Source organism: Streptococcus mitis (genome assembly GCF_003942865.1).
Classification (GTDB): Bacteria; Bacillota; Bacilli; order Lactobacillales; family Streptococcaceae; genus Streptococcus; species Streptococcus mitis_BI.
Genome location: NZ_RJNZ01000013.1, coordinates 37,378 through 62,663, shown reverse-complemented (window position 1 = coordinate 62,663; position 25,286 = coordinate 37,378). Strand labels below are relative to the sequence as shown.

The window sequence follows — 25,286 nt, the reverse complement described above, 5'->3', positions numbered from 1 at the left end:
TGATGTAACTATTCATGATTCATATTCTGATTTTAAAAATATCACAAAAACTAAACTTTCGGAAGAAGATATCGTCAAATCATTTAAGAAAAATTTCGAGATATTAAAAAATAGTGATATCAAAAAAGAAGATTTGAAGTTTATTTCATTACTTGATAATAAAGACCAAGAACGTTACGGAAGAATCCTGTATAAGATAGATCAACATAAGATGGTATATCTTGATATAATTGGTGAGAATACATCTGTACCATATGAGTTAGTACCATTAGTAAACACAAAAATTAGCGGAACTTATCGTGTTACGAAGGTTTATGGAACTAAAGGCTCTGTGGAAGAAGATCAAAAAAATATAGATAGATTACCTAATATTAAATTTTTAAGTGATAGAATTATTGTAGGAGATAAGGTGATTTATTTAACTTCATATGAGTCATTTACTAATACTGTTAAGGATTTAAAAACAAAAGAACAAATTATCGCAATCATGGAAAGTAGAGGATATAAGATAAAGGATACAGAAAAAATATATGTTGATTTAGATAGAGTGCAATTCTATATCCCGGTTGAAAATGGTAAGAAAGTATTCATAGGATTTTTGAAGAATGATACCTCAAATAAAGAAAATAACGCAGTAATGGAACTAGAAAAAGTAGAACTAAAAGAATAATTGAATAAAAAAGACAAATAGCATATAGATTTGGCTCTAAAAAATGCATAGCAGTTATACGATTTTGTATAACTGCTATTTTTTATGCATCTTACTATGTTCTTTTTAAAATCACATAAGGCGAGTTTCCACTGACGATAGCGTGAGGAGACAAACTATGTATGGTTGGTAAACCCGAGCAGGAGGTACCAACCTATGGTAGATTTAACAAAAGTAGAACAACGTAGAGAAGAAGCAATTAAAAAAGCTGTATTATCTGGTGATTGGGCTAAGGTAGATAACTTATTAAACCAGCCCTATGAGAATTCATGTAGAAAAGATCGTTCTTATAGTCTTCGTAGTTTAGATAGTGGTTCAGGTGATACAAATCCTTTACTAGATACGATAGCAGATTATAATGACCCATTGTCGCTCTTAATTAAAAAAGAAGAAATTGTTATTATAAAGGATGCTATTGAGAGATTGCTGAGTGAAAAAGATAAAAAAATTCTATATGGAGTGGTTGAGGGTAGATCGTACTCAAGTCTTGCAAAAGAAGTTGGACTTAGTGACAAAACTGTCAAAAAACACTATGAGCGCATTATAGATACTCTACGAAAAGAATTATAAATTTAAAATTTCATCCGAATTCTGGTGAAATTTCTCCTTATAGATAAGGAGGTGTAATTTTAAATGTTGTTATCTGTAATCGTCACAGTGTTTATTTGATTAAAAGTAGACGATTTGCTTTTAATTCTAGAAAGAAGGTTTTAAATTATGGCTCTTAAGAATTTGTCGCATTTTACAGCGTTCAATGCTCAGTTGTTTCTTTCTCACAAAGAGTTACGTTTTATTTCCGCTACAAGGTGGATAGAAAGAAGTGAGACTGGTTCAGAAATTGAAAAAGGAGTAAAGATAGGCGTGCTTATCTTTTCTGATGAAAGTGAGTATCCCAATGAGAACAAAAATATTGGGGAGAAGCTTACCATAAAGGTCCCATTTGCATCGTTGAAGGATTATGACTCGTTTCAACCAATGCTCACAGCAGTAGAAATTGTAGGCATTGAGAAGGCAGTTGTGTACGGAGAGTATCGTAATCAGCTTAGTTTGACTGCAAAAGTCAATGAAGTTGTCGAACTATAAGACTATAAAGGAGATCAATATGCCATCGTTTATCGAGGAAATACCTGCGAAGGTTTTTGAAGGTATTAAGGAAGTTTATCACCTATGTAGTAGAAAACTTCAGGAGTACCAGAGGAAAGTCCAAGTTGAAGAAAAGCAAAAAAACTGGGATAGATTTATAGTTACTACGCAAAACGCACTCGTAGAATTAGTGAAAGAAAATGTTCAAGAAAATCAGTTTGTTTATACACTAACTCCGATTTATGAGGATCAGGAAGTTGATCAAATTGATGGAAGCAAGTCAATTCAGAGAGTGCATGTAGCAGATGAAAGAGTTCCTATATGTGCAATTGATAACTATGGGATTCGAGAATTTGGAGCAAGATGTGTAGTTTTCCGGTTTCAAGTGTTTGGAGAGATAGATTCAGATGTTCTATTAAGAATAAAGGATACTTGGATCTTTTATTTGCACAAATATGCTCTTCATGGTCTTGCTGATCTATATGTAAAGCATGGGTTACGCTATCTAGTATTCATCATATGTAATGAATCAGATAAACGAACGATTAAAGGGGCGTTGTTCAAATTGAAACATCCGTGGTCTTAGATGGTTAAATTCTTTATGCCGTGAAAGTTGTTAATAATAGGCTAAGATAGATTAGACTGGTTGGGGCGGTGCGGTCGAACTTTGTTCGCCGTTCCGACACAATCAGTTTTATAATCTTAGGGTCCCTATTGTCAATAAATCATGGAATAAATCTGAATTTAATCATCAATAGTGCGACGCCTTAACTTGATAAGCGTCATACAAAAGCACAAAACATATTTTTATAGGTACAAAGCATGGAACGAATAGAACTTGGTAAAATTGTAAAAAGTTACGTGTATGGTAATACGCTTGAAATGACAACCGCTAACGGTCAACAAGAACAAACTATCAAAGTGATAGAAGGCAAGCGTTACGTAAATCTTGAGACTGGAGAAATTCATGAAATGGATACTTCCAGTAGTACACGACTCGATAATTTGAAGTCTACTAAACAGACTATGAAAAAACTACGACGCTTAGTGGCTCACAATTTTACGGGAGGTGCCAACCAGCTCTGGATTACGTTGACTTATCGTAACCATGTCACCGAAACAGCTATAGTTTATATGGATTTCAAAGCGTTCATTCGACGCATTCGTAATCAGTTTGGGGACGTTGATTATATTACGGTCATTGAACCACAAGCTAGCGGAAGGTGGCATTTGCATGTGTTATTAAAGAATGATTCAGAGCTAACAATTCCTAACAATGACCTTGCTAAGATGTGGGGGAAAGGGTTTACTAAGACCAAGCGCTTGAGAAGGGCAGATAAAGTTGGGAACTATTTGATAGCCTACTTATCAAATTTACAAATCGGAGACGAAAGCTCAGATAAGAAATCAACAGTAAAAGGGGCACGTTTATATATGTATCCAAAAGGGATTCGTATTTATCGTACCAGTAGAGGAATTGAAAAGCCTTTGGAAATTACAACAACAAAGGGTGAGCTTATGGAAACTTATAAGATTAACAGTCCTCCGACATTTTCACGTACCACAAAACATGAAACTCCTTATGGTGTGAAAGAATATACTACGGAGTTTTATGATAACATAAAAAGCCTGTCAGATACTTTTAGCGGAGCAACTGACAAGCTAAGTATGTAATAAAAGAAACCGTCTTTTATCATCCCTATTATATCAAAATAGGAGAATTTTATGGAAAATATATATAAAAGCAAGAGAGGAATTACGGAATTATTTGATGTTCCGTTAAAAACCTTAAACAATGATCTAACAGAAATGCGGAGAAATGAAAAATTCCAAGGATACATTTTGAAGCCTTCTCATAAGAGAGTATATATAAACGTTGAAGGTTATAAGGAATTTTTGCTGTATAAACAAAATAAATATGAGGAAGCTATGTAGTTATGTTATAATTAAGCTATGCTACATAGCTTTCCTTTGCTTCAAAAGTACAAGGAGAAGAAATGTTTTTTAAAGAATTGGATAATGGGAAATACCGTTATTATGAGAAATTCTATCATGAACGAGAGGAAAAGTGGAAACAAGTTTCTGTGACTCTAAAATCAAAATCTAGAGTTTCTCAAGCAGAAGCAAAACGTCGCTTAGCGCTAAAAATTGAAAAACTTCTAACAGCCCCTACAAAAGAGGAAGTTGAAAAGAAACAGCTAGGAGAAATGGTTTTTAGTCAGCTATTAGAAGAATGGAAAACGATTCGTTCCAGTGAGATAAAATCCTCTAGTTATAGAAGTGAGATGAAAAGTTTAGAACTTTTCATGGAAACAGTAGGAAATTTGAGAATATCAGATTATACTACACAGTTAGTTCAAACATATTTAATGAATTTGAATGTTCAAAATTCAACAAGAAAAAATCGGAAGATATATTTGAATGGTCTCTTTAATTATGCTGTAAAGGTCGGATATATTTCTGATTCTCCAGTTAAAGGGGTGGTAATTCCAAAGCAGAAAGTGGACTATGAGAAGTTGCAAAAAGCTAAGGATAATTTCATTAGTAGAGAGGAACTAGGACAGGTTTTATCGTATTGTGAAAGTCACAATAAAGATAAGCGTTATGCTTTGGCAATGGAATTTATCTTTTTAACTGGTCTTCGTTTCGCAGAGTTTATAGGGGTTCGCTATCAAGATGTAAACTTCAAAGCAAATCTTTTAACAATTGATCATACAATAGATTATGTTGCTCATAGATATGATGAGAGAATCTTACAGACAACGAAAACAGTAGGTTCTGTTAGAACGATAGTACTAAGTGAACGTTGCTTAGAAATCATTGAGTACTTTCGTAGGAACTGTTTTGATGAGGAGTTCATTTTTGTGACTGAGCAAGGTAACATTATGAGGCAGCCTTTGTTATATAGATTTATCAAAAATATTTGTGAAGTAGTGTTAGGTGGGCACAGATCCTATAATATTCACATGCTTAGACATTCTCATATTAGTTTGTTGGCTGAACTAGGGATACCCATAAAGGCTATTATGGAGCGAGTTGGACATAGAGATGAATCTATTACTTTAAGGATCTATAGTCATGTAACAAAAAATATACAGGATGAATTGAGAGAGAAACTTAATCAAATTCATCTGTAGATGCTAACCATAGAACTAACCAAGTACTAACCAAAGTGAATAGAAACTAGAGGAAATATAGGGAAGTATAGAAGAAAGAAATTCTTTCATTCTGGTAGTTAAGGAATATTGAGGAAAGAGAGGGAAATATAGTATGGATATTTTTGATACACATACACACTTGAATGTAGAAGAATTTGCAGGTCGTGAGGCAGAAGAAATTGCCTTGGCTGCTGAGATGGGTGTGACACAGATGAATATTGTTGGTTTTGATCAACCGACTATTGAGCGTGCCTTGGAGTTGGTAGATGAATATGACCAACTTTACGCGACTATTGGTTGGCACCCGACAGAAGCAGAGACTTACACAGAGGAGATTGAAGACTACTTGCTTGATAAGCTCAAGCATCCCAAGGTTGTTGCTTTAGGTGAGATTGGTTTGGATTATCATTGGATGACAGCGCCAAAAGAGGTGCAGGAGCAGGTTTTTCGCCGTCAGATTCAGCTATCTAAGGACTTGGATTTGCCTTTTGTTGTCCACACCCGTGATGCGCTGGAAGATACCTATGAGATTATCAAGAGCGAGGGAGTTGGTCCTCGGGGTGGCATCATGCACTCATTTTCAGGGACGCTTGAGTGGGCAGAGAAGTTTGTCGCGCTTGGCATGACTATTTCCTTCTCAGGAGTGGTGACTTTTAAGAAAGCAACTGACATCCAAGAAGCAGCTAAAGAGTTACCTTTGGACAAGATTTTGGTGGAAACAGATGCGCCTTACTTAGCACCTGTACCTAAACGCGGTCGAGAAAATAAAACAGCCTATACGCGTTATGTTGTGGACTTTATCGCTGACTTACGTGGGATGACGACCGAGGAGTTAGCGGTGGCAACGACTGCAAATGCAGAACGAATTTTTGGATTGGACAGTAAGTGATGAAAGAAAAAATTTCTCAAGTCATCGTGGTTGAAGGTCGCGATGATACGGCCAATCTCAAGCGTTTCTTTAACGTTGAGACTTATGAGACACGAGGTTCTGCAATCAATGACCAGGATATAGATCGGATTCAGTGCCTGCACCAACGTCATGGAGTCATTGTCTTTACAGACCCAGATTTTAATGGCGAGCGGATTCGCCGCATGATTATGACGGCCATTCCAACAGTTCAGCATGCCTTTCTCAAACGAGATGAAGCTGTTCCTAAGTCCAAAACCAAGGGGCGTTCTTTGGGAATAGAACATGCCAGCTATGAAGACCTGAAAACGGCTCTAGCTCAGGTGACAGAACAATTTGAACATGAGAGCCAGTTTGATATCAGTCGTAGCGACTTGATTCGCCTTGGTTTTTTAGCAGGGGCAGACAGCCGTAAGCGCAGAGAATATCTGGGAGAGGTTCTCCGAATCGGCTATTCTAACGGCAAGCAACTACTCAAGCGCTTAGAGTTGTTTGGGGTTACTTTGGCAGAAGTGGAAGAAGCTATGAAATCTTATGAGAATGGTTAAGCAGCCCCAAAATACAAGGGGAATGTGTTACAATAGTAGTAACAGATAATAGAAAAGAGAATAGATGAGAATTGCAGATTATAGCGTGACCAAGGCAGTGCTGGAGCGTCACGGTTTTACCTTTAAAAAGTCCTTCGGGCAAAATTTCCTGACGGACACCAATATCCTTCAAAAGATTGTAGATACGGCTGAGATTGATGACCAGGTCAATGTCATCGAAATCGGGCCAGGAATTGGTGCCTTGACGGAATTTTTGGCTGAGTGTGCAGCAGAAGTTATGGCCTTTGAGATCGACCACCGTTTGGTGCCTATTTTGGCAGATACCTTGCGTGATTTTGACAATGTGACCGTAGTCAACGAGGACATTCTCAAGGTCGATTTGGCGCAACATATCCAGAATTTTAAAAATCCTGACCTGCCAATCAAGGTAGTGGCTAATTTGCCTTACTACATCACGACGCCCATTCTCATGCACTTGATTGAAAGTGGGATTCCTTTTAGTGAGTTTGTGGTCATGATGCAAAAGGAAGTGGCGGACCGCATTTCCGCTCAACCGAATACCAAGGCTTATGGTAGCTTGTCGATTGCGGTTCAGTACTACATGACTGCCAAGGTTGCCTTCATCGTGCCTCGTACGGTATTTGTGCCAGCACCAAACGTGGACTCAGCCATCTTGAAAATGGTGCGCCGTCCAGAGCCAGCTGTAGCAGTGGAAGACGAGAGCTTCTTCTTTAAGGTTTCTAAGGCTAGTTTTACCCATCGCCGAAAGACCTTGTGGAATAACTTGACAGGTTACTTTGGCAAGACTGAGGAAGTTAAGGACAAGCTGACCAAGGCTTTGGACCAAGCAGGCTTGTCACCAAGTGTGCGTGGGGAAGCTCTCAGCTTGGCAGAATTTGCCAGCCTAGCAGATGCACTTAAAGGGCAAGGACTCTAATATGCAGGGACAAATCATTAAAGCCTTGGCTGGGTTCTACTATGTAGAGAGTGAGGGCAAGGTTTATCAAACACGAGCGCGTGGGAATTTCCGTAAAAAAGGCCATACTCCCTACGTTGGGGACTGGGTAGATTTCTCTGCGGAGGAAAATTCAGAAGGCTATATTCTCAAGATTCACGAACGCAAAAATAGCCTAGTCCGTCCGCCAATTGTTAATATTGACCAAGCTGTAGTAATCATGTCAGTCAAGGAACCTGATTTTAACAGCAATTTGCTGGATCGTTTCTTGGTTCTTTTGGAGCACAAGGGCATCCATCCCATCGTTTATATTTCCAAAATGGACTTGTTGGAAGATAGAGGAGAACTGGATTTTTATGAACAGACTTATGGTGACATCGGCTACGACTTTGTGACCAGTAAAGAAGAACTTTTGCCCTTGTTAACAGGCAAGGTTACAGTCTTTATGGGGCAGACAGGTGTTGGGAAATCAACTCTTCTCAATAAAATCGCACCAGACCTCAATCTTGAAACAGGAGAAATTTCAGACAGTCTGGGTCGCGGGCGCCACACTACTAGAGCTGTTAGTTTTTACAACCTCAATGGGGGTAAAATCGCAGACACACCAGGCTTCTCATCACTGGATTATGAAGTATCAACGGCGGAAGACCTCAATCAGGCTTTCCCAGAGATTGCTACTGTTAGCCGAGATTGTAAGTTCCGTACTTGTACCCACACCCATGAGCCGTCCTGTGCAGTGAAGCCGGCTGTTGAAGAGGGTATCATTGCGTCCTTCCGTTTTGACAACTACCTGCAATTCCTCAGTGAGATTGAAAATCGCAGAGAAACCTATAAAAAAGTCAGCAAAAAAATTCCAAAATAAGGAGAAACCTATGTCTCAATACAAGATTGCTCCGTCAATTCTGGCAGCAGATTATGCCAACTTTGAACGTGAAATCAAACGTCTAGAAGCAACTGGGGCAGAATATGCCCATATCGATATCATGGATGGGCACTTTGTGCCACAAATCAGTTTTGGTGCAGGTGTAGTCGAAGCTCTTCGCCCTCATAGCAAGATGGTCTTTGACTGCCACTTGATGGTGTCAAACCCTGAGCATCATTTAGAAGACTTTGCGCGTGCAGGTGCGGATATCATCAGCATCCATGTGGAAGCAACGCCCCATATTCATGGTGCCCTCCAAAAAATTCGTTCACTCGGTGTCAAGCCTTCAGTCGTTATCAATCCTGGTACGCCTGTTGAGGCGATTAAGCACGTGCTTCACCTAGTTGACCAAGTCTTAGTCATGACAGTTAACCCTGGCTTCGGTGGGCAAGCTTTTCTACCTGAAACCATGGATAAGGTTCGTGAGTTGGTTTCCCTTCGTGATGAAAAAGGTTTGAATTTTGAAATCGAAGTGGATGGTGGGATTGATAACCAAACTATTGCTCAGGCTAAAGCAGCTGGTGCGACCGTTTTTGTAGCAGGTTCCTATGTCTTTAAGGGAGATGTCAATGAGCGAGTACAAACTCTCAGAAAACAACTGGACTAAGGTTGCAGTTTTTGCAGGCGGAGACCGCGGCCATTATCGGACAGATTTTGATGCTTTTGTCGGTGTGGATCGAGGCTCGCTCTGGGTCTTGGAAGAAGGTTTGCCTCTTGCTCTAGCAGTCGGAGATTTTGATTCTGTGACGCAAGAAGAGAGAAAGGTGATTCAAAAACGTGCCCAGCATTTTGTTCAAGCCCGACCAGAAAAGGATGATACAGATCTGGAATTGGCTCTCTTGACTATCTTTGAGAACAATCCTCAGGCTCAAGTTACTATTTTCGGTGCTTTGGGTGGTCGTATTGACCATATGTTGGCCAATGTCTTTCTGCCTAGTAATCCCAAGTTGGTGCCCTATATGCGCCAGATAGAGATTGAAGATGGGCAAAACTTGATTACCTATTGTCCAGAAGGGACCAGTCAGCTACATCCCCGTTCAGACTACGACTATCTAGCTTTTATGCCAGTTCGGGATAGCCAGCTGACCATTCTCGGAGCTAAGTATGAGTTGACAGAGGAAAATTTTTTCTTTAAAAAAGTGTACGCTTCTAACGAATATATAGATAGGGAAGTGTCGGTGACTTGCCCAGATGGCTATGTGGTCGTACTGCATAGCAATGACAGGAGGTAGGATGGAAAGTTTACTTGTTCTATTATTGATTGCCAACCTAGCTGGCCTCTTTCTGATTTGGCAAAGGCAGGATAAGCAGGAAAAACATCTAGCCAAGAGCTTGGAGGATCAGGCAGATCACTTGTCAGACCAGTTGGATTACCGTTTTGAACAAGCCAGACAAGCTAGTCAGTTAGATCAAAAAGATTTGGAAGTAGCTGTCAGTGACCGTTTGCAAGAAGTGCGAATCGAATTGCACCAAGGTCTGACTCAAGTCCGTCAAGAAATGACAGATAATCTCTTGCAAACCAGGGACAAGACCGACCAACGCCTCCAAGCCTTGCAGGAATCAAATGAGCAACGTTTGGAACAAATGCGCCAGACAGTCGAGGAAAAACTAGAAAAGACCTTGCAGACACGCTTACAGGCTTCCTTTGAGACAGTTTCCAAACAACTGGAGTCTGTCAATCGTGGCCTTGGAGAAATGCATACAGTTGCCCGTGATGTCGGCGCCCTCAACAAGGTTCTCTCTGGAACCAAAACGCGAGGGATTCTGGGAGAATTGCAACTGGGGCAAATCATCGAAGACATCATGACACCAGCCCAGTATGAAAGAGAATATGCAACGGTTGAAAACTCTAGTGAACGAGTGGAGTATGCCATCAAGTTACCCGGACAAGGCGACCAAGAGTACGTCTATCTACCAATTGACTCTAAGTTTCCACTGGCAGATTATTACCGCCTAGAAGAAGCCTATGAAGCAGGTGACAAGGATGAGATTGAACGCTGTCGTAAATCGCTTTTAGCAAGCGTCAAGCGCTTTGCCAAGGATATCAAGAGCAAGTACATAGCACCACCTCGGACGACCAATTTTGGAATTTTGTTTGTGCCAACAGAAGGTCTCTACTCAGAAATTGTCCGCAATCCTGTCTTCTTTGATGATTTGAGGCGGGAGGAGCAGATTATTGTCGCAGGTCCAAGTACCCTGTCAGCCCTTCTCAATTCCCTATCAGTTGGCTTCAAGACTCTCAATATCCAAAAGAGTGCCGACCATATCAGCAAGACTCTTGCCAGTGTAAAGACTGAGTTTGGCAAGTTTGGTGGCATTCTGGTCAAGGCACAAAAGCATCTCCAATATGCCTCTGGCAATATTGATGAATTATTAAACCGTCGCACCACAGCTATCGAGCGGACGCTTCGTCACATTGAGTTGTCAGAAGGTGAGCCTGCGCTTGATCTACTCCATTTCCAAGAAAATGAGGAAGAATATGAAGATTAGTCACATGAAAAAAGATGAGCTGTTTGAAGGTTTTTACCTAATCAAATCAGCTGACCTGAGGCAAACTCGAGCTGGGAAAAATTACCTAGCCTTTACCTTCCAAGATGATAGTGGCGAGATTGAAGGAAAACTCTGGGATGCCCAACCTCATAACGTTGAGGCCTTTACCGCAGGTAAGGTTGTCCACATGAAAGGACGCCGAGAAGTTTATAACAACACCCCTCAAGTCAATCAAATTACCCTTCGCCTGCCTCAGCCTGGTGAACCCAATGATCCAGCTGATTTTAAGGTCAAGTCGCCAGTTGATGTCAAGCAAATCCGTGACTATATGTCGCAAATGATTTTCAAAATTGAAAATCCTGTCTGGCAACGAATTGTCCGAAATCTCTACACCAAGTATGATAAGGAATTCTACTCTTATCCAGCTGCCAAGACCAACCACCATGCCTTTGAAACGGGTTTGGCTTTCCACACTGCAACCATGGTGCGTTTGGCAGATGCTATTAGCGAAGTTTATCCTCAGCTCAATAAGAGCCTGCTCTATGCGGGGATTATGCTGCATGACTTGGCTAAGGTCATCGAGTTGACGGGACCAGACCAGACCGAGTACACAGTGCGAGGTAATCTTCTTGGACATATCGCTCTGATTGATAGCGAAATTACCAAGACAGTGATGGAACTCGGCATCGATGATACCAAGGAAGAAGTCGTTCTGCTTCGTCACGTCATCCTCAGTCACCACGGCTTACTTGAGTATGGAAGTCCGGTTCGTCCACGTATCATGGAGGCAGAGATTATCCATATGATTGATAATCTGGATGCAAGCATGATGATGATGTCAACAGCTCTGGCTTTGGTGGATAAAGGAGAGATGACCAGTAAAATCTTCGCTATGGACAATCGTTCCTTCTATAAACCAGATTTAGATTAATAATTTAAGAAAAATGAGCATTTTTTAGGATAAGAATGTTCGTTTTTTTATGTGAATATGGTATAATAGATAAAATATCAAAATTAAATGAAGTGGGAAATAGAAATGAAATTAAGAAGAAGTGATCGGATGGTTGTCATTTCCAACTATTTGATTAATAATCCTTATAAACTAACTAGTCTCAATACTTTTGCTGAAAAGTATGAATCTGCTAAATCATCCATCTCAGAGGATATCGTGATTATCAAACGTGCCTTTGAGGAGATCGAAATCGGTCACATCCAGACAGTAACTGGTGCTGGTGGTGGTGTCATTTTCACACCATCAATCTCAAGCCATGATGCCAAGGAAATGGTTGAGGACTTGTGTGCCAAGTTGTCAGAAAGTGACCGTATCTTGCCAGGTGGTTACATCTACCTGTCTGATTTGCTTAGCACACCAGCCATATTGAAAAATATTGGTCGCATTATTGCCAAGAGCTTTATGGACCAAAAAATTGATGCGGTTATGACAGTAGCGACTAAGGGTGTTCCACTTGCAAATGCAGTTGCCAATGTCCTCAATGTTCCCTTTGTTATTGTGCGCCGTGACCTGAAAATTACCGAAGGTTCAACTGTCAGCGTCAACTATGTATCCGGTTCAAGTGGTGACCGTATCGAGAAAATGTTCCTTTCAAAACGCAGTCTCAAGGCAGGCAGCCGTGTCTTGATTGTGGATGACTTCTTGAAAGGCGGAGGAACTGTCAACGGGATGATCAGTCTCTTGCGTGAGTTTGATTCAGAATTGGCAGGTGTAGCGGTCTTTGCGGACAATGCCCAAGAAGAACGTGAAAAGCAGTTTGACTACAAGTCACTCTTGAAGGTAACCAATATTGATGTCAAGAACCAAACTATCGATGTTGAGGTTGGTAATATCTTTGACGAAGATAAATAAGAGATAGAACTAAAGGTTGGAACGATTGTCCCAGCCTTTCTTTGCAAATAGAATAGAAGGAAACTTATGAAAACACCATTTATCAATAAAGAAGACTTAGAAAAGATTGTTGCCGAGTTCCCAACTCCCTTTCACTTGTATGATGAGAAGGGAATTCGTGAAAAGGCAAGAGCCGTCAACCAAGCATTTTCATGGAACAAGGGCTTTAAGGAATATTTTGCAGTTAAGGCTACTCCAACACCAGCTATTTTAAAAATTCTTCAAGAGGAAGGTTGTGGAGTGGACTGCTCTAGTTATGTAGAGCTTTTGATGAGTCATAAACTGGATTTCCCTGGTTCTGAGATTATGTTCTCTTCAAACAACACGCCAGACAAGGAATATGCCTATGCGCGTGAATTGGGTGTAATCATTAACTTGGATGCATTTGAAGATATTGAACATCTAGAGCGTGCAGCAGGGATTCCAGAAATCATCTCTTGTCGTTACAATCCTGGAGGCGTTTTTGAGCTAGGAACAGACATTATGGACAATCCTGGAGAAGCCAAGTTTGGCATGACCAAGGACCAGCTCTTTGAAGCTTTTGCCATCTTGAAGGAAAAAGGAGCCAAGACTTTTGGGATTCACTCCTTCCTAGCGTCCAATACCGTGACCCATCTCTATTATCCAGAGTTGGCGCGTCAGCTTTTTGAATTGGCTGTTGAAATCAAGGAAAAGTTGGGCATTTCGCTAGACTTTATCAATCTTTCTGGCGGTATTGGTGTCAACTATCGTCCAGACCAGGAGCCAAATGATATCGCCTTGATTGGTGAGGGAGTTCGTAAGGTTTATGAAGAGGTTCTTACGCCAGCAGGTCTTGGTCAGGTCAAGATTTTCACCGAATTGGGTCGCTTTATGTTAGCACCTCACGGTGCTTTGGTCACAAGAGTTACCCATAAGAAGAAAACCTACCGTACCTATCTAGGCGTGGATGCTTCAGCGGTTAACCTTATGCGTCCGGCCATGTACGGAGCCTACCACCATATTACCAATCTGACTCACCCAGATGGACCATCTGAGGTGGTAGATGTGGTCGGTTCACTCTGTGAAAACAATGATAAATTTGCAGTAAATCGCGAACTTCCTCATACAGAAATCGGTGATTTGCTGGTCATTCATGATACAGGTGCCCACGGATTTTCAATGGGCTACCAGTACAATGCCAAACTTCGTTCTGCGGAAATACTCTATACTGAAGAAGGAAAAGCCCGTCAAATCCGCCGTGCAGAGCGCCCTGAGGACTATTTTGCAACCTTGTATGGCTTTGATTTTGAAGAATAAAATGATAAGTAATTGAAAATGAAATTGAAAAACAGATTGCTTTCTAAAAAATAGGCAAAAATCTTGTTTTTCCTTCAAGTCGTGATATAATAAAACTATAAAACGTTTTCAAGGAAGGTAACGATATGTCTGAAGAAACAATTGATTATGGACAAGTGACAGGAATGGTGCATTCGACAGAAAGCTTTGGGTCAGTAGATGGGCCTGGTATTCGCTTTATTGTCTTTTTGCAGGGCTGTCACATGCGTTGCCAGTATTGCCACAACCCGGACACTTGGGCTATGGAGTCCAATAAGTCACGTGAACGGACGGTAGATGATGTCTTGACAGAAGCCTTGCGTTACCGCGGTTTCTGGGGAAATAAGGGCGGTATTACAGTCAGTGGAGGAGAAGCCCTCTTGCAGATTGATTTCCTGATTGCCCTCTTCACTAAGGCTAAGGAACAAGGAATCCACTGTACTTTGGACACCTGTGCCCTTCCATTCCGTAATAAACCACGTTACCTTGAGAAGTTTGACAAACTCATGGCTGTCACTGACTTGGTTCTCTTGGATATCAAGGAAATCAACGAAGAACAGCACAAGATTGTTACTAGCCAAACCAATAAAAATATCTTGGCTTGTGCCCAGTATCTATCAGATATTGGAAAACCTGTCTGGATTCGCCACGTGCTAGTTCCGGGATTGACAGATAGAGATGATGACTTGATTGAACTTGGTAAGTTCGTCAAGACCCTCAAAAATGTTGATAAGTTTGAAATTCTACCTTATCACACCATGGGTGAGTTCAAATGGCGTGAATTGGGAATTCCATATTCCCTCGAAGGGGTCAAACCACCAACAGCAGACCGCGTCAAGAACGCTAAAAAACTCATGGATACCGAAAGTTACCAAGACTATATGAAACGTGTACATGGATAAAAAAGAAGCCTGATGGGAACATCGGGCTTTTAAGTTTGCACAAATCTAGATAATTAAATGAAACAAAATTTTAAATCTTTTTTACTCTCTAAATTCTGAAAAAAATCCGAAAAAGAATGTGTAAGATATAGTTACTTTTAGAAATATTAAATAGAATAGGAGAACTCATGGAACAAAGTATTACCATTAAAAATTTATGTAAGTCGTATGGTCAAACTCAAATTTTAAAAGATATTTCTTTTGAAGCAAAAGCAGGTAGAGTGACTGCTTTTCTGGGTCCAAATGGAGCTGGAAAAAGTTCAACCTTACGTATGTTATTAGGATTAGACAAAGCAACATCTGGTCTTACCAAAATTGGAGATCAAACTTATAAGGAATTAAAATTTCCTCTAAAGACTGTAGGAGCTTCATTTGATAGTGTAGGTGCTCCTGATGATCGGACTGTTTATCAACATTTGAAAATTGTTGCTGCTAGTAATGGGATATCCAGTCAGCGAATTAATCAAGTCTTGGATATGGTGGATATTAGCCATAAGAAAAAATCTAAAATTGGAAAATTATCATTAGGCGAAGGACAACGCTTGGGAATTGCAACAGCTCTATTAGGAAATCCTCAATATCTGATATTGGATGAACCGACTAATGGGTTGGATCCAAGAGGAATTCGGTGGTTTAGAGAGTTTATAAAAAAACAAGCTCAAGAAGGGAAGACAGTCTTGCTATCATCTCATATATTATCGGAAGTGGAAGCAGTAACAGATGATGTAGTTATCATAAATAAAGGAAAAGTTCTTATAAAAGGAACTTTACAAGAAGTGATGAAAAATCTTTCCTCACTAGAAGAAGTCTTCTTTAGTTTAACAGAAGGAGGAAAGTGACATGGCACTTATTTACTCTCTTCATTCTGAAATATTGAAATTACTTTATAAGAGAGCTACTCATGTTGTACTATTCTTGATACTGGTATTTCAAACGTTTTTAGCAAATATTGGTGCTTCTCAAATTGTTTCAGTTGGTATCCATGCTACACCAGAGACAAATCCAGATTTAGCAGAAGCCATACCTCCTATTGAATTTTTAGGTTTTGATGTCACTTTATTTGGTGTTTTTATTATGATTATCCTAGGTTCAATTTATGGAGCCGAGGAGTACAAAGACTCTGCTATTCGTACAAGCCTCCTCTCTATTACAAATCGAAGTACTTTCCTAGTTTCAAAAACATTAGTTTGGCTTATATTTTCTTTTATCATTTCCTTTCTATCAATATTCCTTACGATTAACATGACACATTATGTTTTAGGACAAGATGGCTTATTGCTTTTTTCACTAAATGGAACAGTTTGGTTCTATATATTTTTAGCCAGTATAGCTTGGACTTTATTGGGACTGCTGGCCTATATTATGGCTTTGACATTTAAAACAGCCATTGTTCCTCTATTATTTTTGCTTCCCCAAGTCTACAATTTAGTAACATTCTTAGCAAACTATATATCGGTTGCAAAATTTCTTCCAGTTGCATTGGGGCAAGGATTGATTGCTACATCTCCTCAAATTTTAGAACATAATTGTTTACAACATATTTTATTTTTACTTTGTTGGAACTTCTCATTCTTGGCTTTAGCAATTTACCGCTTACTTAAGTCAGATATTGGAGGAGGTGAATAAGTTGAAAGAGCAACTTAAAAGTGAGTATCTCAAGTTTATGATGAATCCTTGGCACTGGTTGATTATAGGTGCTCTATTACTGTGTGTTCCAGCGTTAGTTATTTTTTTAAATAATAAGCCAGACCAGTTGACCCTACAGTTTGTTTTGGAACAGCTACTGCAAAGTCTCTATTTAGGACAGGCAGGTTTCGTTAGTCTAGCGGTTCTATTTATAGGTCGAGAATTTACAGGTTCTAGCCTTCGTACCAGTTTTCTTACCTGTCCAAATCGTTTGAAATTTATAATCTGTAAACTAGCTATTCTATTATGTATTGAAATTATCCTATTGGTCGCTGTAATATCATTATGTATACTACTCGCCCAAGGATACTACAATATCAATCTTTTGAGCGATATTAAACATGTTCTAACAATCCTATTTCCAGCTTGTATTTCTATTCTAACCTTCGCTCTTTTAAGTGGTATTTTTGTATTTATTTCCCAGTCCTTTATCTTAATTTTGGGAATAAGTTTATCCCTTTTATTGGGGTTGGGACAAATGTTACTACAATTCAGTTCTTTTTTTAGAAATTTACCATTACTAGCTAGTATGAATTGTTTTTATACCCATCCCTTGTCGCTTTATTATCCAGTGTGGCAAGGCTTAGGGATACAAATAGTTTGGTTATTAATTGTTTTTGTATTTGCTACACTGATACTAATAGGAAGAAATGTAGGCTAAAGACAGGGGATATCCTGTCTTTTTCTTAGGTAGTGCTATAATATATTCAGGAGGGTGAGTTATGTCTTATAAAATTTTGGTTGTAGATGATGATCTTGCTATTCTTCGCCTAATAAAAAAAGTACTAGAATATGAAAAATATGAAGTAGTCATACGAAATAAGATAGAAGAGATTGATCTTTGTGATTTTACAGGATTTGACTTGATTTTATTAGATATTATGATGCCTGTTAGTGGTTTAGAAATCTGTCAGATGATTCGCGAGCAGATAACTGTTCCTATCTGTTTTATAACTGCCAAGGATATGGATGAAGATTTAGTAGCTGGAATCAATGCAGGTGCTGATGATTATATTATGAAGCCCTTTAGTATGCAAGAATTGTTAGCACGTGTTAAAATGCACTTACGTCGTGAAGAACGGATTAAAGGAAATGTTCATCAAATAAAGATTGGGAAGCTTATACTATATACGGATAGTAAGGAACTATTTGTAAATGATGATAAGATTGCTCTGACAAGGAGGGAATTTGACATAGTGAATCTTTTGGCAAGCAACCCAAGTAAAATATATTCTATTGAAGAAATTTATAATTATCTATATCCACAAAGTTCAGAAGCTCTTTTACGTTCGGTTTCAGAGTACATTTATCAAATTCGTCAAAAGCTGAAACCTTATCAATTAAATCCAATTAAAACCTTGTACGGTGGAGGATATCAATGGGTAGAATCAAAAGTTTTAGACAATTAATTCGAGAAACCTGTTGGAGAATTATTTGGCAGTTTAGTCTTGGCTTACTAATGGCCTATCTTATTCCCTTAGCTTCAGTATCTATACAAATAAACGAAGATGGGAAACCTTTAAACAATAGTGGTGTTCTATCAATTTTTTTCAATGTGTCATCATGGATATATATTTGTGTTTTATTGATTATTCTAATAAGTTATCACATTGGAAAATTGTTGAAAAAACTGAGTTATGAAATGACTTTGATTTATGAAAATAGTATGTGGTTGGAGAAGGAATGTACAGAAAGTTTAACGGTTAAAGAATTTCATGAGACAGGAAATCGGATTATTGTGATGCAAGATAGAATTCGACAATTAATAGTTGATGAGAAACAGCAGAAAGAAGATTTGATGTTTCAGGTTTCAGCAGCTTCTCATGATTTAAAAACTCCCTTAACCATTATTAGGGGGAATGTGGAATTTTTGCAGGCGATAACTGAAAACGACCAATCTCAAGAATGCTTAGCAGATATAGAAAGAGCTAGTCAACAGTTACTAGATTATTTCAATCAATTGATTCACTATTCTAAAACCTATTATGATGATGAGACAGGTTGGACGGAATATTCCTCTTCAGATTTTATCAATGAATTAGAGAAAGAAGTTTCTTTTTTGATAAAAAATCAGATGAAGTTTTCTTTTGAACAAAATGTGAAAGGAACTGAAAACTATTATATAAATCCATCTCTTCTGATTCGTGCCATACAAAATATTTTAACAAATGCTTTGGAGTATGCAGATAAACAGAATCCTAAAATTAAAATTAGAGTAGAGCAAGAGGGGAAGGAATTGAAAATAGGTATATGGAATAATGGTTCGGAATTTCCAGAGGAAGTTTTAAATAATTTTGGAAAGCTCTTTTATCGTATGGATAAAGCTAGATCGTATAAAGAGCAACATTATGGTATTGGACTTAGTTTTGTATGTAGAGTTGCAAAACTACACAAAGGCCGAGTTGAGCTTAGAAATAGAGACGCGGGAGCAGAAGTTTTAATAACTGTGAATTGTATTAAATCATAGCGAGTTACTTGTTAATTTATGATTGAATCGTTTTTATATGTGAGCTTTTAAACTATTTAACTTTTTCGACTAGTATAAGATGTAACGGTAGATAATAAAAACGAATGATGATATCTAGTTGATGAAAACTATTTATCATTCATTCGTTTTTTAATTATTGGATAATTTACGTAGCTTTATCTCGAACGTTGTTTTCCAGCGTTGCGATTTTTGTGTTTTTTCTTGCTTGTGATAGCAGTTGGTTGTTCAGGGGTAACGTCTTTTCGTCCACTTGGTTTAGAGAAAGCACTTGCTTTTGGTGGGTTCTTGGCTAGTTCTTCACGGACTTTTTTGCGAAGTTTTGGACGAACGATATAGTTGACGATAAACTGTTGGAGAATCATCATGAAACCACCGACAACCCAATAAAGTGTGACACTAGCTGGTGAGATGAGGGAGAAGCCGGCAATCATGACTGGGCTCACGTAAGCCATTTTCTTGATTTGATCTCTTTGCGTTTCATCTTCTACTCCGTGAAGTGAAAGGAGTGATTGAAGATAGTAAAGGACACCAGCGCAGGCAGCTAAAATCATACTTGGAGAGCCTAGAGGAATTCCTAGGTAGCTTGCTTGAGCAACACCTTCAGTATGTTGGGCAGCAAAGTAAATTGCAGAGAAGAAAGGCATTTGAAGGAGGATAGGGAAACATCCTACACCACCAAACATGCTGATGCCGTGCTCTTTTTGAGCAGCAAAGAGAGCTTGTTGGGCTTCGAGTTTTTCTTCTTGAGTTGTTGCTTCCTTGAGACGTGTTTGGTGTGGCTCAAGGACGTGCTTGAGGGCGTTCATCTTTTCAGAGTGAAGCGTTGCCTTCCATGATTGGTAGATACCAAGTGGTAAGATAATCAAGCGCACGATAATGGTTACGATGATGATAGCGACACCGAAGCCTAGACCTTTATCAGTAGCGAAGTACTTGATAGCTTCAGCCATAGGCGCTCCGATCGTATTCCAAATAAATCCTATTGGCTTTCCTGTGGCTTTATCGACGCTAACACAGCCAGTCAAGACTAGCAACATAGCCACTCCCATAGCCGAGAGTGCAAAACGTTTAATAGATTTCACTGTTTTTATTCCTTCTTTAAAAATTATACCTTTCTATTCTACTGTTTTTTTACAAAATATACAATAGTTCTAGAGACCTAATTTGCGATTTTAAAGTCAGGGTAGGGAGGAAAGTTGCTCAGTTGGACATCTAAGTAGCTGACTTTTGAAAAAGGTGTGGGTCCTTTGCGGATTTCTTGGATAAATTTTGCCATGATAGCAGATGAGTCTGCTTGGGCTAATATTTCCACTGTGCCATCGTCGTTATTCCATACCCGACCTGTGATGCCACCAATTTCAAGTGCCAAGCTGTAAACACCCCAACGAAAGCCGACTCCCTGCACCCTACCTTGGGCAATCATTCTAACCTTTTGCATACCAAACCCCTTTGATTGTGTTATAATATTTCTATGACTATTATAACCTCAAAAGCCAATTCTGTGGTAAAAAATGCCAAGAAATTACACCAAAAAAAATACCGCAAGTCTGCCTATTTGATTGAAGGCTGGCACTTGTTTGAAGAAGCTGTCCAAGCTGGAGTGACGATTGAGAAAATCTTTGCCCTAGAAAATTACCGAGATCAGTTAGCTGCTTTTCCGCAAACTGTCTGGGTGTCAGAGGATATTTTGCTAGATTTGGCGGATTCTCAGACTCCACAGGGAATTGTCGCGGTGGTTCAAAAAGAAGAAGTAGGACAAGCTGATTTTAGTCAGGGCAAGTTCTTGTTTTTGGAAGATGTGCAAGATCCTGGTAATGTGGGAACTATCATTCGGACTGCGGATGCAGCAGGTTTTACTGGAGTGATTGTTTCAGATAAATCGGCAGATATATACAGTCTCAAGACTCTACGTTCCATGCAAGGCAGTCATTTCCACCTGCCCATTTATAGGATGTCGAGTCAAGCGCTTCTTAAGGAAACCAAAGAGGCAGCTATCCCAGTGCTAGCAACAACCTTATCTAAAGATTCTGTTGATTACAGAGAACTGCCTCCTATAGAAAATTTTGTACTAGTCATGGGAAATGAGGGGCAAGGAATTAGTCCCCTTATGGCTGAAAGTGCAGACCAGTTGGTCCACATTAGTATGAAGGGGCAGGCGGAGAGTCTCAATGTTGCCGTTGCAGCCGGTATTTTAATTTTCCATTTAAGCTAATTTTAACTTTCTTTGTTATAATCAAGGAAAGATGTTCATAGAAAAGGAGAAAAGATGAATCACACTATTATTCACGACCGCGCAGGTCTCAATCAATTTTACGCTAAGGTTTATGCCTTTGTTGGTCTGGGGATCGGACTATCCGCTTTAGTATCAGGTCTTATGTTGACGGTCTTTCAATCTCAGTTGGTTTACTTTTTGATGCAGGGACGTCTCTGGTTGACCATTGCTACTTTTGCGGAGTTGGCCTTGGTTTTCGTTGCCAGTAGCATGGCCTTAAAGAATAGTCCAGCGGCTCTTCCAGTATTTTTACTTTACTCTGTTTTAAACGGCTTTACCCTTAGTTTTGTGGTGGCCTTCTATACTCCGGGTACAGTTTTATCTGCCTTTGTGTCGAGCGCCCTTCTCTTCTTTGTCATGGCGGCAGTCGGTATGTTCACCAAGAAAGATTTGAGTGGGCTTGGTCGAGCGATGATGGCGGCTCTCATCGGTTTGCTGATTGCCATGGTAGTTAATATTTTCTTGGCTAGTGGTTTCTTTGATTATATGATTAGCGTAGCCATGGTCTTGGTCTTCTCTGGTCTGATTGCTTGGGACAACCAAAGGATTCGCCTTGCCTATGAACAATCACAAGGTCGTGTAGCGACAGGTTGGGTTGTGTCAATGGCTCTTAGTATCTATCTTGATTTTATCAATCTCTTCCTAAGTATTCTACGTATCTTCGGTCGCAATGACTAGAAGGTCCCTGACATCAGTGTTCGAAGGAGCACTGATTTTTTTATATTTGCTCTTTTCTTTTCTTGGAAATAGGTGTATAATGCTTTTAATTAATTTTTTGAGGAGTAGTTTATGAAGAAAAGTTTTATTCATCAACAAGAAGAGATTTCCTTTGTCAAAAACACTTTTACCCAGTATTTGAAAGATAAGCTAGAAGTTGTCGAAGTTCAAGGTCCTATCTTAAGTAGGGTCGGTGACGGGATGCAGGATAATTTATCAGGTGTGGAGAATGCCGTATCGGTCAAGGTTCTCCAAATCCCTGATGCTACTTATGAAGTTGTGCACTCACTTGCTAAATGGAAACGCCATACCTTGGCTCGCTTTGGTTTCGGTGAGGGTGAAGGTCTTTTTGTCCATATGAAGGCCCTTCGTCCAGACGAAGATTCGCTGGATGCGACCCACTCTGTTTATGTTGACCAGTGGGACTGGGAGAAAGTTATCCCAAATGGTAAACGTAATATCGCTTATCTAAAAGAAACCGTTGAGAAGATTTATAAGGCTATTCGTCTTACTGAGCTAGCTGTTGAAGCCCGCTATGACATCGAATCAATCTTGCCAAAACAAATCACTTTTATCCACACAGAAGAGTTGGTAGAACGCTACCCAGACTTGACACCAAAAGAGCGTGAAAATGCTATCTGTAAAGAATTTGGAGCAGTCTTCTTGATCGGTATCGGTGGTGAATTACCAGACGGTAAACCGCACGATGGACGTGCACCAGACTACGATGACTGGACAAGTGAGTCTGAAAATGGCTACAAGGGTCTAAATGGTGATATTCTTGTCTGGAATGAGTCTTTAGGTGGAGCCTTTGAGTTGTCTTCTATGGGAATCCGTGTAGATGAAGAAACGCTTCGCCGTCAGGTTGCCATCACAGGTGATGAAGACCGTTTAGAATTGGAATGGCACAAGGCTTTGTTGAACGGTCTATTCCCATTGACAATCGGTGGAGGAATTGGACAATCTCGGATGGCCATGTTCCTACTTCGCAAGAAACACATCGGAGAAGTGCAAACAAGTGTTTGGCCTCAAGAAGTTCGCGATACTTACGAAAATATTTTGTAGAGAATCGAACCGCAAGGTTCGGTTTTCTTTCTCTTTTTGCCTATAATTTGGTATAATAAACGGTATGAAAATCGTATCAGGAATCTATGGGGGACGTCCCCTCAAGACACTAGAAGGCAAGACGACAAGACCCACTTCGGATAAGGTTAGGGGAGCTATTTTTAACATGATTGGTCCCTACTTTGAAGGGGGACGAGTCTTGGACCTTTATGCAGGTAGTGGTGGTTTATCTATCGAGGCAGTATCGCGTGGCATGTCCAGCGCTGTTTTGGTAGAGCGAGACCGTAAGGCTCAGACCATTATTGCTGAAAATATTCAGATGACTAAGGAAGTTGGAAAATTTCAACTCCTCAAGATGGATGCAGAGAGGGCATTGGAACAGGTATCTGGGGAATTCGACCTCATTTTCTTAGACCCTCCTTATGCCAAGGAACAAATCGTAGCAGATATTGAAAAAATGGCTGAGAGAGAGCTTTTTTCTGAAGATGTCATGGTTGTGTGTGAGACGGATAAGGTCGTTGAACTTCCAGAAGAAATTGCCTGCCTGGGCATCTGGAAGGAAAAAATTTATGGAATTAGTAAGGTGACAGTCTATGTCAGATAAGATTGGATTATTCACAGGCTCATTTGATCCGATGACAAATGGGCATCTGGATATGATTGAACGGGCGAGCAGACTCTTTGATAAACTCTATGTCGGTATTTTTTTTAATCCTCACAAACAAGGATTTCTTCCTATCGAAAATCGTAAACGGGGGTTAGAAAAGGCTTTGAAACATTTGGAAAATGTTGAAGTTGTGTCTTCTCATGATGAATTGGTGGTTGATGTCGCAAAAAGACTGGGGGCTAATTTCTTAGTGCGAGGTTTGAGAAATGCGTCGGATTTGCAATATGAAGCCAGTTTTGATTACTACAACCATCAGCTGTCTCCTAATATAGAGACCATTTATTTACATAGTCGACCTGAACATCTCTATCTCAGTTCATCAGGCGTTAGAGAACTTTTGAAGTTTGGTCAGGATATTGCCTGCTATGTTCCCGAGAGTATTTTGGAGGAAATAAGAAATGAAAAAAAAGATTAGATGGCCCTTATATGTCATTGCGGCCTTAATTGTGACATTCTTGGCATTTGTAGTGCCCTTGCCCTATTATATAGAGGTTCCAGGTGGTTCGGAAGATATTCGCCAAGTCCTTAAAGTAAATGACACAGAAGATAAGGAAGCAGGTGCCTATCAATTCGTTACGGTTGGTGTCCAGCACGCTACTTTAGCCCATATGATTTATGCTTGGTTGACGCCTTTTACAGATATTCGTAGTGCCCAAGAGACTACAGGTGGCTCTTCTGATGTTGAATTTATGCGGATTAATCAATTCTACATGCAAACATCACAAAACATGGCCAAGTATCAAGGGCTAAAAACAGCTGGTAAGGATATTGAACTCAAATACCTTGGGGTTTATGTTTTGACTGTGACGGATAATTCGACCTTTAAAGGGATTCTTAACATCTCTGATACCGTCACAGCAGTCAATGATCATACCTTTGACAGTTCCAAAGATTTGATTGATTATGTCAATTCTCAAAAATTAGGGGACTCCGTCAAGGTAACTTATGAAGAGGATGGGCAAACCAAATCTGCAGAAGGTAAGATTATCACCTTGGAAAATGGCAAAAATGGGATTGGAATCGGCTTGATTGACCGTACGGAAGTGACCAGTGATGTCCCAATTCGCTTTTCAACAGCTGGTATTGGCGGTCCAAGTGCAGGTCTCATGTTTAGTCTGGCCATCTATACCCAAATAGCTGACCCAGGCCTTCGTAATGGCCGCATTGTTGCCGGTACAGGAACTATTGACCGCGATGGGAATGTGGGGGACATTGGAGGTATTGATAAGAAAGTTGTAGCTTCGGCTAGAGAAGGTGCCGCGATTTTCTTTGCTCCCGATAACCCTGTTAGCGAAGAAGAACAAAAAGCGCATCCAGATGCGAAAAACAACTACCAAACAGCTCTGGAAGCAGCTAAAACAATCAAGACAGATATGAAAATCGTGCCAGTTAAAACCCTACAAGATGCAATTGATTACTTGAAAAACAATCCCTAGTTTTTAAGTGAAGTTTCCAAACTAGCGCACAAACAGAGAAGAT

Annotated in this window: 31 protein-coding genes; 29 read left to right on the top strand and 2 right to left on the bottom strand. The window is 39.7% G+C overall.

Annotated elements, in window-relative coordinates:
• From D8845_RS10250 to D8845_RS08555, 23 genes are all read left to right on the top strand, one after another.
• A partial coding sequence (locus D8845_RS10250) for a hypothetical protein (protein ID WP_221762782.1) occupies nucleotides 1-670 on the top strand: 670 nt, incomplete at its 5' end.
• A 195-nt stretch (nucleotides 671-865) separates the two neighbouring features.
• Nucleotides 866-1,279 carry a LuxR C-terminal-related transcriptional regulator gene (locus D8845_RS08660; protein WP_125453174.1) on the top strand — a complete coding sequence of 138 codons (414 nt, stop codon included), beginning with the start codon at nucleotides 866-868 and terminating at the stop codon, nucleotides 1,277-1,279.
• A 147-nt stretch (nucleotides 1,280-1,426) separates the two neighbouring features.
• Nucleotides 1,427-1,792 (top strand): hypothetical protein, encoded by a 366-nt coding sequence (locus D8845_RS08655; RefSeq protein WP_125453173.1) that lies wholly within the window; start codon nucleotides 1,427-1,429, stop codon nucleotides 1,790-1,792.
• 19 nt (nucleotides 1,793-1,811) lie between these two features.
• Complete coding sequence (locus tag D8845_RS08650; protein ID WP_125453172.1) at nucleotides 1,812-2,378, top strand: hypothetical protein; 567 nt, start codon at nucleotides 1,812-1,814, stop codon at nucleotides 2,376-2,378.
• Between the two features lie 236 nt (nucleotides 2,379-2,614).
• The gene (locus tag D8845_RS08645) at nucleotides 2,615-3,466 is read left to right on the top strand and encodes a rolling circle replication-associated protein (RefSeq protein WP_125453171.1); all 852 of its coding nucleotides are present in this window, start codon (nucleotides 2,615-2,617) and stop codon (nucleotides 3,464-3,466) included.
• Between the two features lie 51 nt (nucleotides 3,467-3,517).
• On the top strand, nucleotides 3,518-3,727 hold the full coding sequence (locus tag D8845_RS08640) for a DNA-binding protein (protein ID WP_070567732.1): 210 nt from the start codon (nucleotides 3,518-3,520) through the stop codon (nucleotides 3,725-3,727).
• Between the two features lie 62 nt (nucleotides 3,728-3,789).
• A complete protein-coding gene (locus tag D8845_RS08635) occupies nucleotides 3,790-4,929 on the top strand; it encodes a tyrosine-type recombinase/integrase (protein WP_125453170.1) in 1,140 nt (379 codons plus the stop codon).
• A gap of 133 nt (nucleotides 4,930-5,062) precedes the next feature.
• Nucleotides 5,063-5,839, top strand: a complete 777-nt coding sequence (locus D8845_RS08630; RefSeq protein ID WP_125453169.1) for a TatD family hydrolase — start codon at nucleotides 5,063-5,065, stop codon at nucleotides 5,837-5,839.
• Nucleotides 5,839-6,405, top strand: a complete 567-nt coding sequence (rnmV, locus tag D8845_RS08625; protein WP_125453168.1) for a ribonuclease M5 — start codon at nucleotides 5,839-5,841, stop codon at nucleotides 6,403-6,405. Before D8845_RS08630 ends, rnmV begins: the two co-directional genes overlap by 1 nt.
• Nucleotides 6,406-6,469: 64 nt before the next feature.
• Entirely contained in the window at nucleotides 6,470-7,342 is an 873-nt protein-coding gene (gene rsmA / locus D8845_RS08620) for a 16S rRNA (adenine(1518)-N(6)/adenine(1519)-N(6))-dimethyltransferase RsmA (protein ID WP_125453167.1), read from the top strand.
• A 1-nt stretch (nucleotide 7,343) separates the two neighbouring features.
• The gene (gene rsgA, locus D8845_RS08615; protein WP_125453166.1) at nucleotides 7,344-8,222 is read left to right on the top strand and encodes a ribosome small subunit-dependent GTPase A; all 879 of its coding nucleotides are present in this window, start codon (nucleotides 7,344-7,346) and stop codon (nucleotides 8,220-8,222) included.
• A 10-nt stretch (nucleotides 8,223-8,232) separates the two neighbouring features.
• On the top strand, nucleotides 8,233-8,889 hold the full coding sequence (gene rpe / locus D8845_RS08610) for a ribulose-phosphate 3-epimerase (protein WP_125453165.1): 657 nt from the start codon (nucleotides 8,233-8,235) through the stop codon (nucleotides 8,887-8,889).
• Nucleotides 8,852-9,514 carry a thiamine diphosphokinase gene (locus tag D8845_RS08605; RefSeq protein ID WP_125453164.1) on the top strand — a complete coding sequence of 221 codons (663 nt, stop codon included), beginning with the start codon at nucleotides 8,852-8,854 and terminating at the stop codon, nucleotides 9,512-9,514. Before rpe ends, D8845_RS08605 begins: the two co-directional genes overlap by 38 nt.
• A gap of 1 nt (nucleotide 9,515) precedes the next feature.
• Nucleotides 9,516-10,772, top strand: coding sequence for a DNA recombination protein RmuC (rmuC, locus tag D8845_RS08600; protein WP_185757432.1), 1,257 nt, complete (start codon nucleotides 9,516-9,518; stop codon nucleotides 10,770-10,772).
• Nucleotides 10,762-11,703: a 3'-5' exoribonuclease YhaM family protein gene (locus D8845_RS08595; RefSeq protein ID WP_125453162.1), complete on the top strand. Its 942-nt coding sequence runs from the start codon at nucleotides 10,762-10,764 to the stop codon at nucleotides 11,701-11,703. Before rmuC ends, D8845_RS08595 begins: the two co-directional genes overlap by 11 nt.
• A gap of 105 nt (nucleotides 11,704-11,808) precedes the next feature.
• Nucleotides 11,809-12,636, top strand: coding sequence for a pur operon repressor (gene purR, locus D8845_RS08590; RefSeq protein WP_025169881.1), 828 nt, complete (start codon nucleotides 11,809-11,811; stop codon nucleotides 12,634-12,636).
• Nucleotides 12,637-12,702: 66 nt separating this feature from the next.
• Nucleotides 12,703-13,953: a diaminopimelate decarboxylase gene (locus D8845_RS08585; RefSeq protein WP_125453161.1), complete on the top strand. Its 1,251-nt coding sequence runs from the start codon at nucleotides 12,703-12,705 to the stop codon at nucleotides 13,951-13,953.
• 125 nt (nucleotides 13,954-14,078) lie between these two features.
• On the top strand, nucleotides 14,079-14,873 hold the full coding sequence (gene pflA, locus D8845_RS08580; RefSeq protein ID WP_001288288.1) for a pyruvate formate-lyase-activating protein: 795 nt from the start codon (nucleotides 14,079-14,081) through the stop codon (nucleotides 14,871-14,873).
• A gap of 167 nt (nucleotides 14,874-15,040) precedes the next feature.
• The gene (locus D8845_RS08575) at nucleotides 15,041-15,751 is read left to right on the top strand and encodes an ABC transporter ATP-binding protein (RefSeq protein WP_125453160.1); all 711 of its coding nucleotides are present in this window, start codon (nucleotides 15,041-15,043) and stop codon (nucleotides 15,749-15,751) included.
• Between the two features lies 1 nt (nucleotide 15,752).
• Nucleotides 15,753-16,538, top strand: a complete 786-nt coding sequence (locus D8845_RS08570; protein ID WP_125453159.1) for an ABC transporter permease — start codon at nucleotides 15,753-15,755, stop codon at nucleotides 16,536-16,538.
• Between the two features lies 1 nt (nucleotide 16,539).
• Nucleotides 16,540-17,259: an ABC transporter permease gene (locus D8845_RS08565; protein WP_125453158.1), complete on the top strand. Its 720-nt coding sequence runs from the start codon at nucleotides 16,540-16,542 to the stop codon at nucleotides 17,257-17,259.
• Nucleotides 17,260-17,320: 61 nt separating this feature from the next.
• Nucleotides 17,321-18,007, top strand: a complete 687-nt coding sequence (locus D8845_RS08560; RefSeq protein WP_125453157.1) for a response regulator transcription factor — start codon at nucleotides 17,321-17,323, stop codon at nucleotides 18,005-18,007.
• Nucleotides 17,977-19,065: a sensor histidine kinase gene (locus D8845_RS08555; protein WP_125453156.1), complete on the top strand. Its 1,089-nt coding sequence runs from the start codon at nucleotides 17,977-17,979 to the stop codon at nucleotides 19,063-19,065. Before D8845_RS08560 ends, D8845_RS08555 begins: the two co-directional genes overlap by 31 nt.
• A gap of 176 nt (nucleotides 19,066-19,241) precedes the next feature.
• On the opposite strand, the gene yidC is transcribed toward D8845_RS08555, so the two are convergent.
• Both yidC and D8845_RS08545 read right to left on the bottom strand, forming a co-directional pair.
• Nucleotides 19,242-20,168, bottom strand: coding sequence for a membrane protein insertase YidC (gene yidC, locus D8845_RS08550; protein ID WP_125453155.1), 927 nt, complete (start codon nucleotides 20,166-20,168; stop codon nucleotides 19,242-19,244).
• A 77-nt stretch (nucleotides 20,169-20,245) separates the two neighbouring features.
• Complete coding sequence (locus tag D8845_RS08545) at nucleotides 20,246-20,524, bottom strand: acylphosphatase (protein ID WP_020903085.1); 279 nt, start codon at nucleotides 20,522-20,524, stop codon at nucleotides 20,246-20,248.
• A gap of 33 nt (nucleotides 20,525-20,557) precedes the next feature.
• Here D8845_RS08545 and D8845_RS08540 point away from each other — a divergent pair, with 33 nt between their 5' ends.
• The 6 genes from D8845_RS08540 to D8845_RS08510 all read left to right on the top strand — a co-directional run bounded on the left by D8845_RS08540 (nucleotide 20,558) and on the right by D8845_RS08510 (nucleotide 25,243).
• On the top strand, nucleotides 20,558-21,298 hold the full coding sequence (locus tag D8845_RS08540; RefSeq protein ID WP_125453154.1) for a TrmH family RNA methyltransferase: 741 nt from the start codon (nucleotides 20,558-20,560) through the stop codon (nucleotides 21,296-21,298).
• 54 nt (nucleotides 21,299-21,352) lie between these two features.
• The gene (locus D8845_RS08535; protein ID WP_125393137.1) at nucleotides 21,353-22,036 is read left to right on the top strand and encodes a Bax inhibitor-1 family protein; all 684 of its coding nucleotides are present in this window, start codon (nucleotides 21,353-21,355) and stop codon (nucleotides 22,034-22,036) included.
• Nucleotides 22,037-22,147: 111 nt separating this feature from the next.
• A complete protein-coding gene (gene asnA, locus D8845_RS08525; protein WP_000748003.1) occupies nucleotides 22,148-23,140 on the top strand; it encodes an aspartate--ammonia ligase in 993 nt (330 codons plus the stop codon).
• Nucleotides 23,141-23,204: 64 nt separating this feature from the next.
• Entirely contained in the window at nucleotides 23,205-23,744 is a 540-nt protein-coding gene (gene rsmD / locus D8845_RS08520; RefSeq protein WP_125453153.1) for a 16S rRNA (guanine(966)-N(2))-methyltransferase RsmD, read from the top strand.
• The gene (coaD, locus tag D8845_RS08515; RefSeq protein WP_125453152.1) at nucleotides 23,734-24,222 is read left to right on the top strand and encodes a pantetheine-phosphate adenylyltransferase; all 489 of its coding nucleotides are present in this window, start codon (nucleotides 23,734-23,736) and stop codon (nucleotides 24,220-24,222) included. The genes rsmD and coaD overlap by 11 nt, the downstream gene beginning before the upstream one ends.
• Nucleotides 24,206-25,243 carry a SepM family pheromone-processing serine protease gene (locus D8845_RS08510; protein WP_125453151.1) on the top strand — a complete coding sequence of 346 codons (1,038 nt, stop codon included), beginning with the start codon at nucleotides 24,206-24,208 and terminating at the stop codon, nucleotides 25,241-25,243. The genes coaD and D8845_RS08510 overlap by 17 nt, the downstream gene beginning before the upstream one ends.
• Nucleotides 25,244-25,286 lie beyond the last annotated feature (43 nt).

Coding starts and splice junctions, on each gene's coding strand:
- D8845_RS08660 (WP_125453174.1), top strand. CDS start 866: ATGGTAGATTTAACAAAAGTAGAACAACGTAGAGAAGAAGCAATTAAA.
- D8845_RS08655 (WP_125453173.1), top strand. CDS start 1,427: ATGGCTCTTAAGAATTTGTCGCATTTTACAGCGTTCAATGCTCAGTTG.
- D8845_RS08650 (WP_125453172.1), top strand. CDS start 1,812: ATGCCATCGTTTATCGAGGAAATACCTGCGAAGGTTTTTGAAGGTATT.
- D8845_RS08645 (WP_125453171.1), top strand. CDS start 2,615: ATGGAACGAATAGAACTTGGTAAAATTGTAAAAAGTTACGTGTATGGT.
- D8845_RS08640 (WP_070567732.1), top strand. CDS start 3,518: ATGGAAAATATATATAAAAGCAAGAGAGGAATTACGGAATTATTTGAT.
- D8845_RS08635 (WP_125453170.1), top strand. CDS start 3,790: ATGTTTTTTAAAGAATTGGATAATGGGAAATACCGTTATTATGAGAAA.
- D8845_RS08630 (WP_125453169.1), top strand. CDS start 5,063: ATGGATATTTTTGATACACATACACACTTGAATGTAGAAGAATTTGCA.
- rnmV (WP_125453168.1), top strand. CDS start 5,839: ATGAAAGAAAAAATTTCTCAAGTCATCGTGGTTGAAGGTCGCGATGAT.
- rsmA (WP_125453167.1), top strand. CDS start 6,470: ATGAGAATTGCAGATTATAGCGTGACCAAGGCAGTGCTGGAGCGTCAC.
- rsgA (WP_125453166.1), top strand. CDS start 7,344: ATGCAGGGACAAATCATTAAAGCCTTGGCTGGGTTCTACTATGTAGAG.
- rpe (WP_125453165.1), top strand. CDS start 8,233: ATGTCTCAATACAAGATTGCTCCGTCAATTCTGGCAGCAGATTATGCC.
- D8845_RS08605 (WP_125453164.1), top strand. CDS start 8,852: ATGAGCGAGTACAAACTCTCAGAAAACAACTGGACTAAGGTTGCAGTT.
- rmuC (WP_185757432.1), top strand. CDS start 9,516: ATGGAAAGTTTACTTGTTCTATTATTGATTGCCAACCTAGCTGGCCTC.
- D8845_RS08595 (WP_125453162.1), top strand. CDS start 10,762: ATGAAGATTAGTCACATGAAAAAAGATGAGCTGTTTGAAGGTTTTTAC.
- purR (WP_025169881.1), top strand. CDS start 11,809: ATGAAATTAAGAAGAAGTGATCGGATGGTTGTCATTTCCAACTATTTG.
- D8845_RS08585 (WP_125453161.1), top strand. CDS start 12,703: ATGAAAACACCATTTATCAATAAAGAAGACTTAGAAAAGATTGTTGCC.
- pflA (WP_001288288.1), top strand. CDS start 14,079: ATGTCTGAAGAAACAATTGATTATGGACAAGTGACAGGAATGGTGCAT.
- D8845_RS08575 (WP_125453160.1), top strand. CDS start 15,041: ATGGAACAAAGTATTACCATTAAAAATTTATGTAAGTCGTATGGTCAA.
- D8845_RS08570 (WP_125453159.1), top strand. CDS start 15,753: ATGGCACTTATTTACTCTCTTCATTCTGAAATATTGAAATTACTTTAT.
- D8845_RS08560 (WP_125453157.1), top strand. CDS start 17,321: ATGTCTTATAAAATTTTGGTTGTAGATGATGATCTTGCTATTCTTCGC.
- D8845_RS08555 (WP_125453156.1), top strand. CDS start 17,977: ATGGGTAGAATCAAAAGTTTTAGACAATTAATTCGAGAAACCTGTTGG.
- D8845_RS08545 (WP_020903085.1), bottom strand. CDS start 20,524: ATGCAAAAGGTTAGAATGATTGCCCAAGGTAGGGTGCAGGGAGTCGGC.
- D8845_RS08540 (WP_125453154.1), top strand. CDS start 20,558: ATGACTATTATAACCTCAAAAGCCAATTCTGTGGTAAAAAATGCCAAG.
- D8845_RS08535 (WP_125393137.1), top strand. CDS start 21,353: ATGAATCACACTATTATTCACGACCGCGCAGGTCTCAATCAATTTTAC.
- asnA (WP_000748003.1), top strand. CDS start 22,148: ATGAAGAAAAGTTTTATTCATCAACAAGAAGAGATTTCCTTTGTCAAA.
- rsmD (WP_125453153.1), top strand. CDS start 23,205: ATGAAAATCGTATCAGGAATCTATGGGGGACGTCCCCTCAAGACACTA.
- coaD (WP_125453152.1), top strand. CDS start 23,734: ATGTCAGATAAGATTGGATTATTCACAGGCTCATTTGATCCGATGACA.
- D8845_RS08510 (WP_125453151.1), top strand. CDS start 24,206: ATGAAAAAAAAGATTAGATGGCCCTTATATGTCATTGCGGCCTTAATT.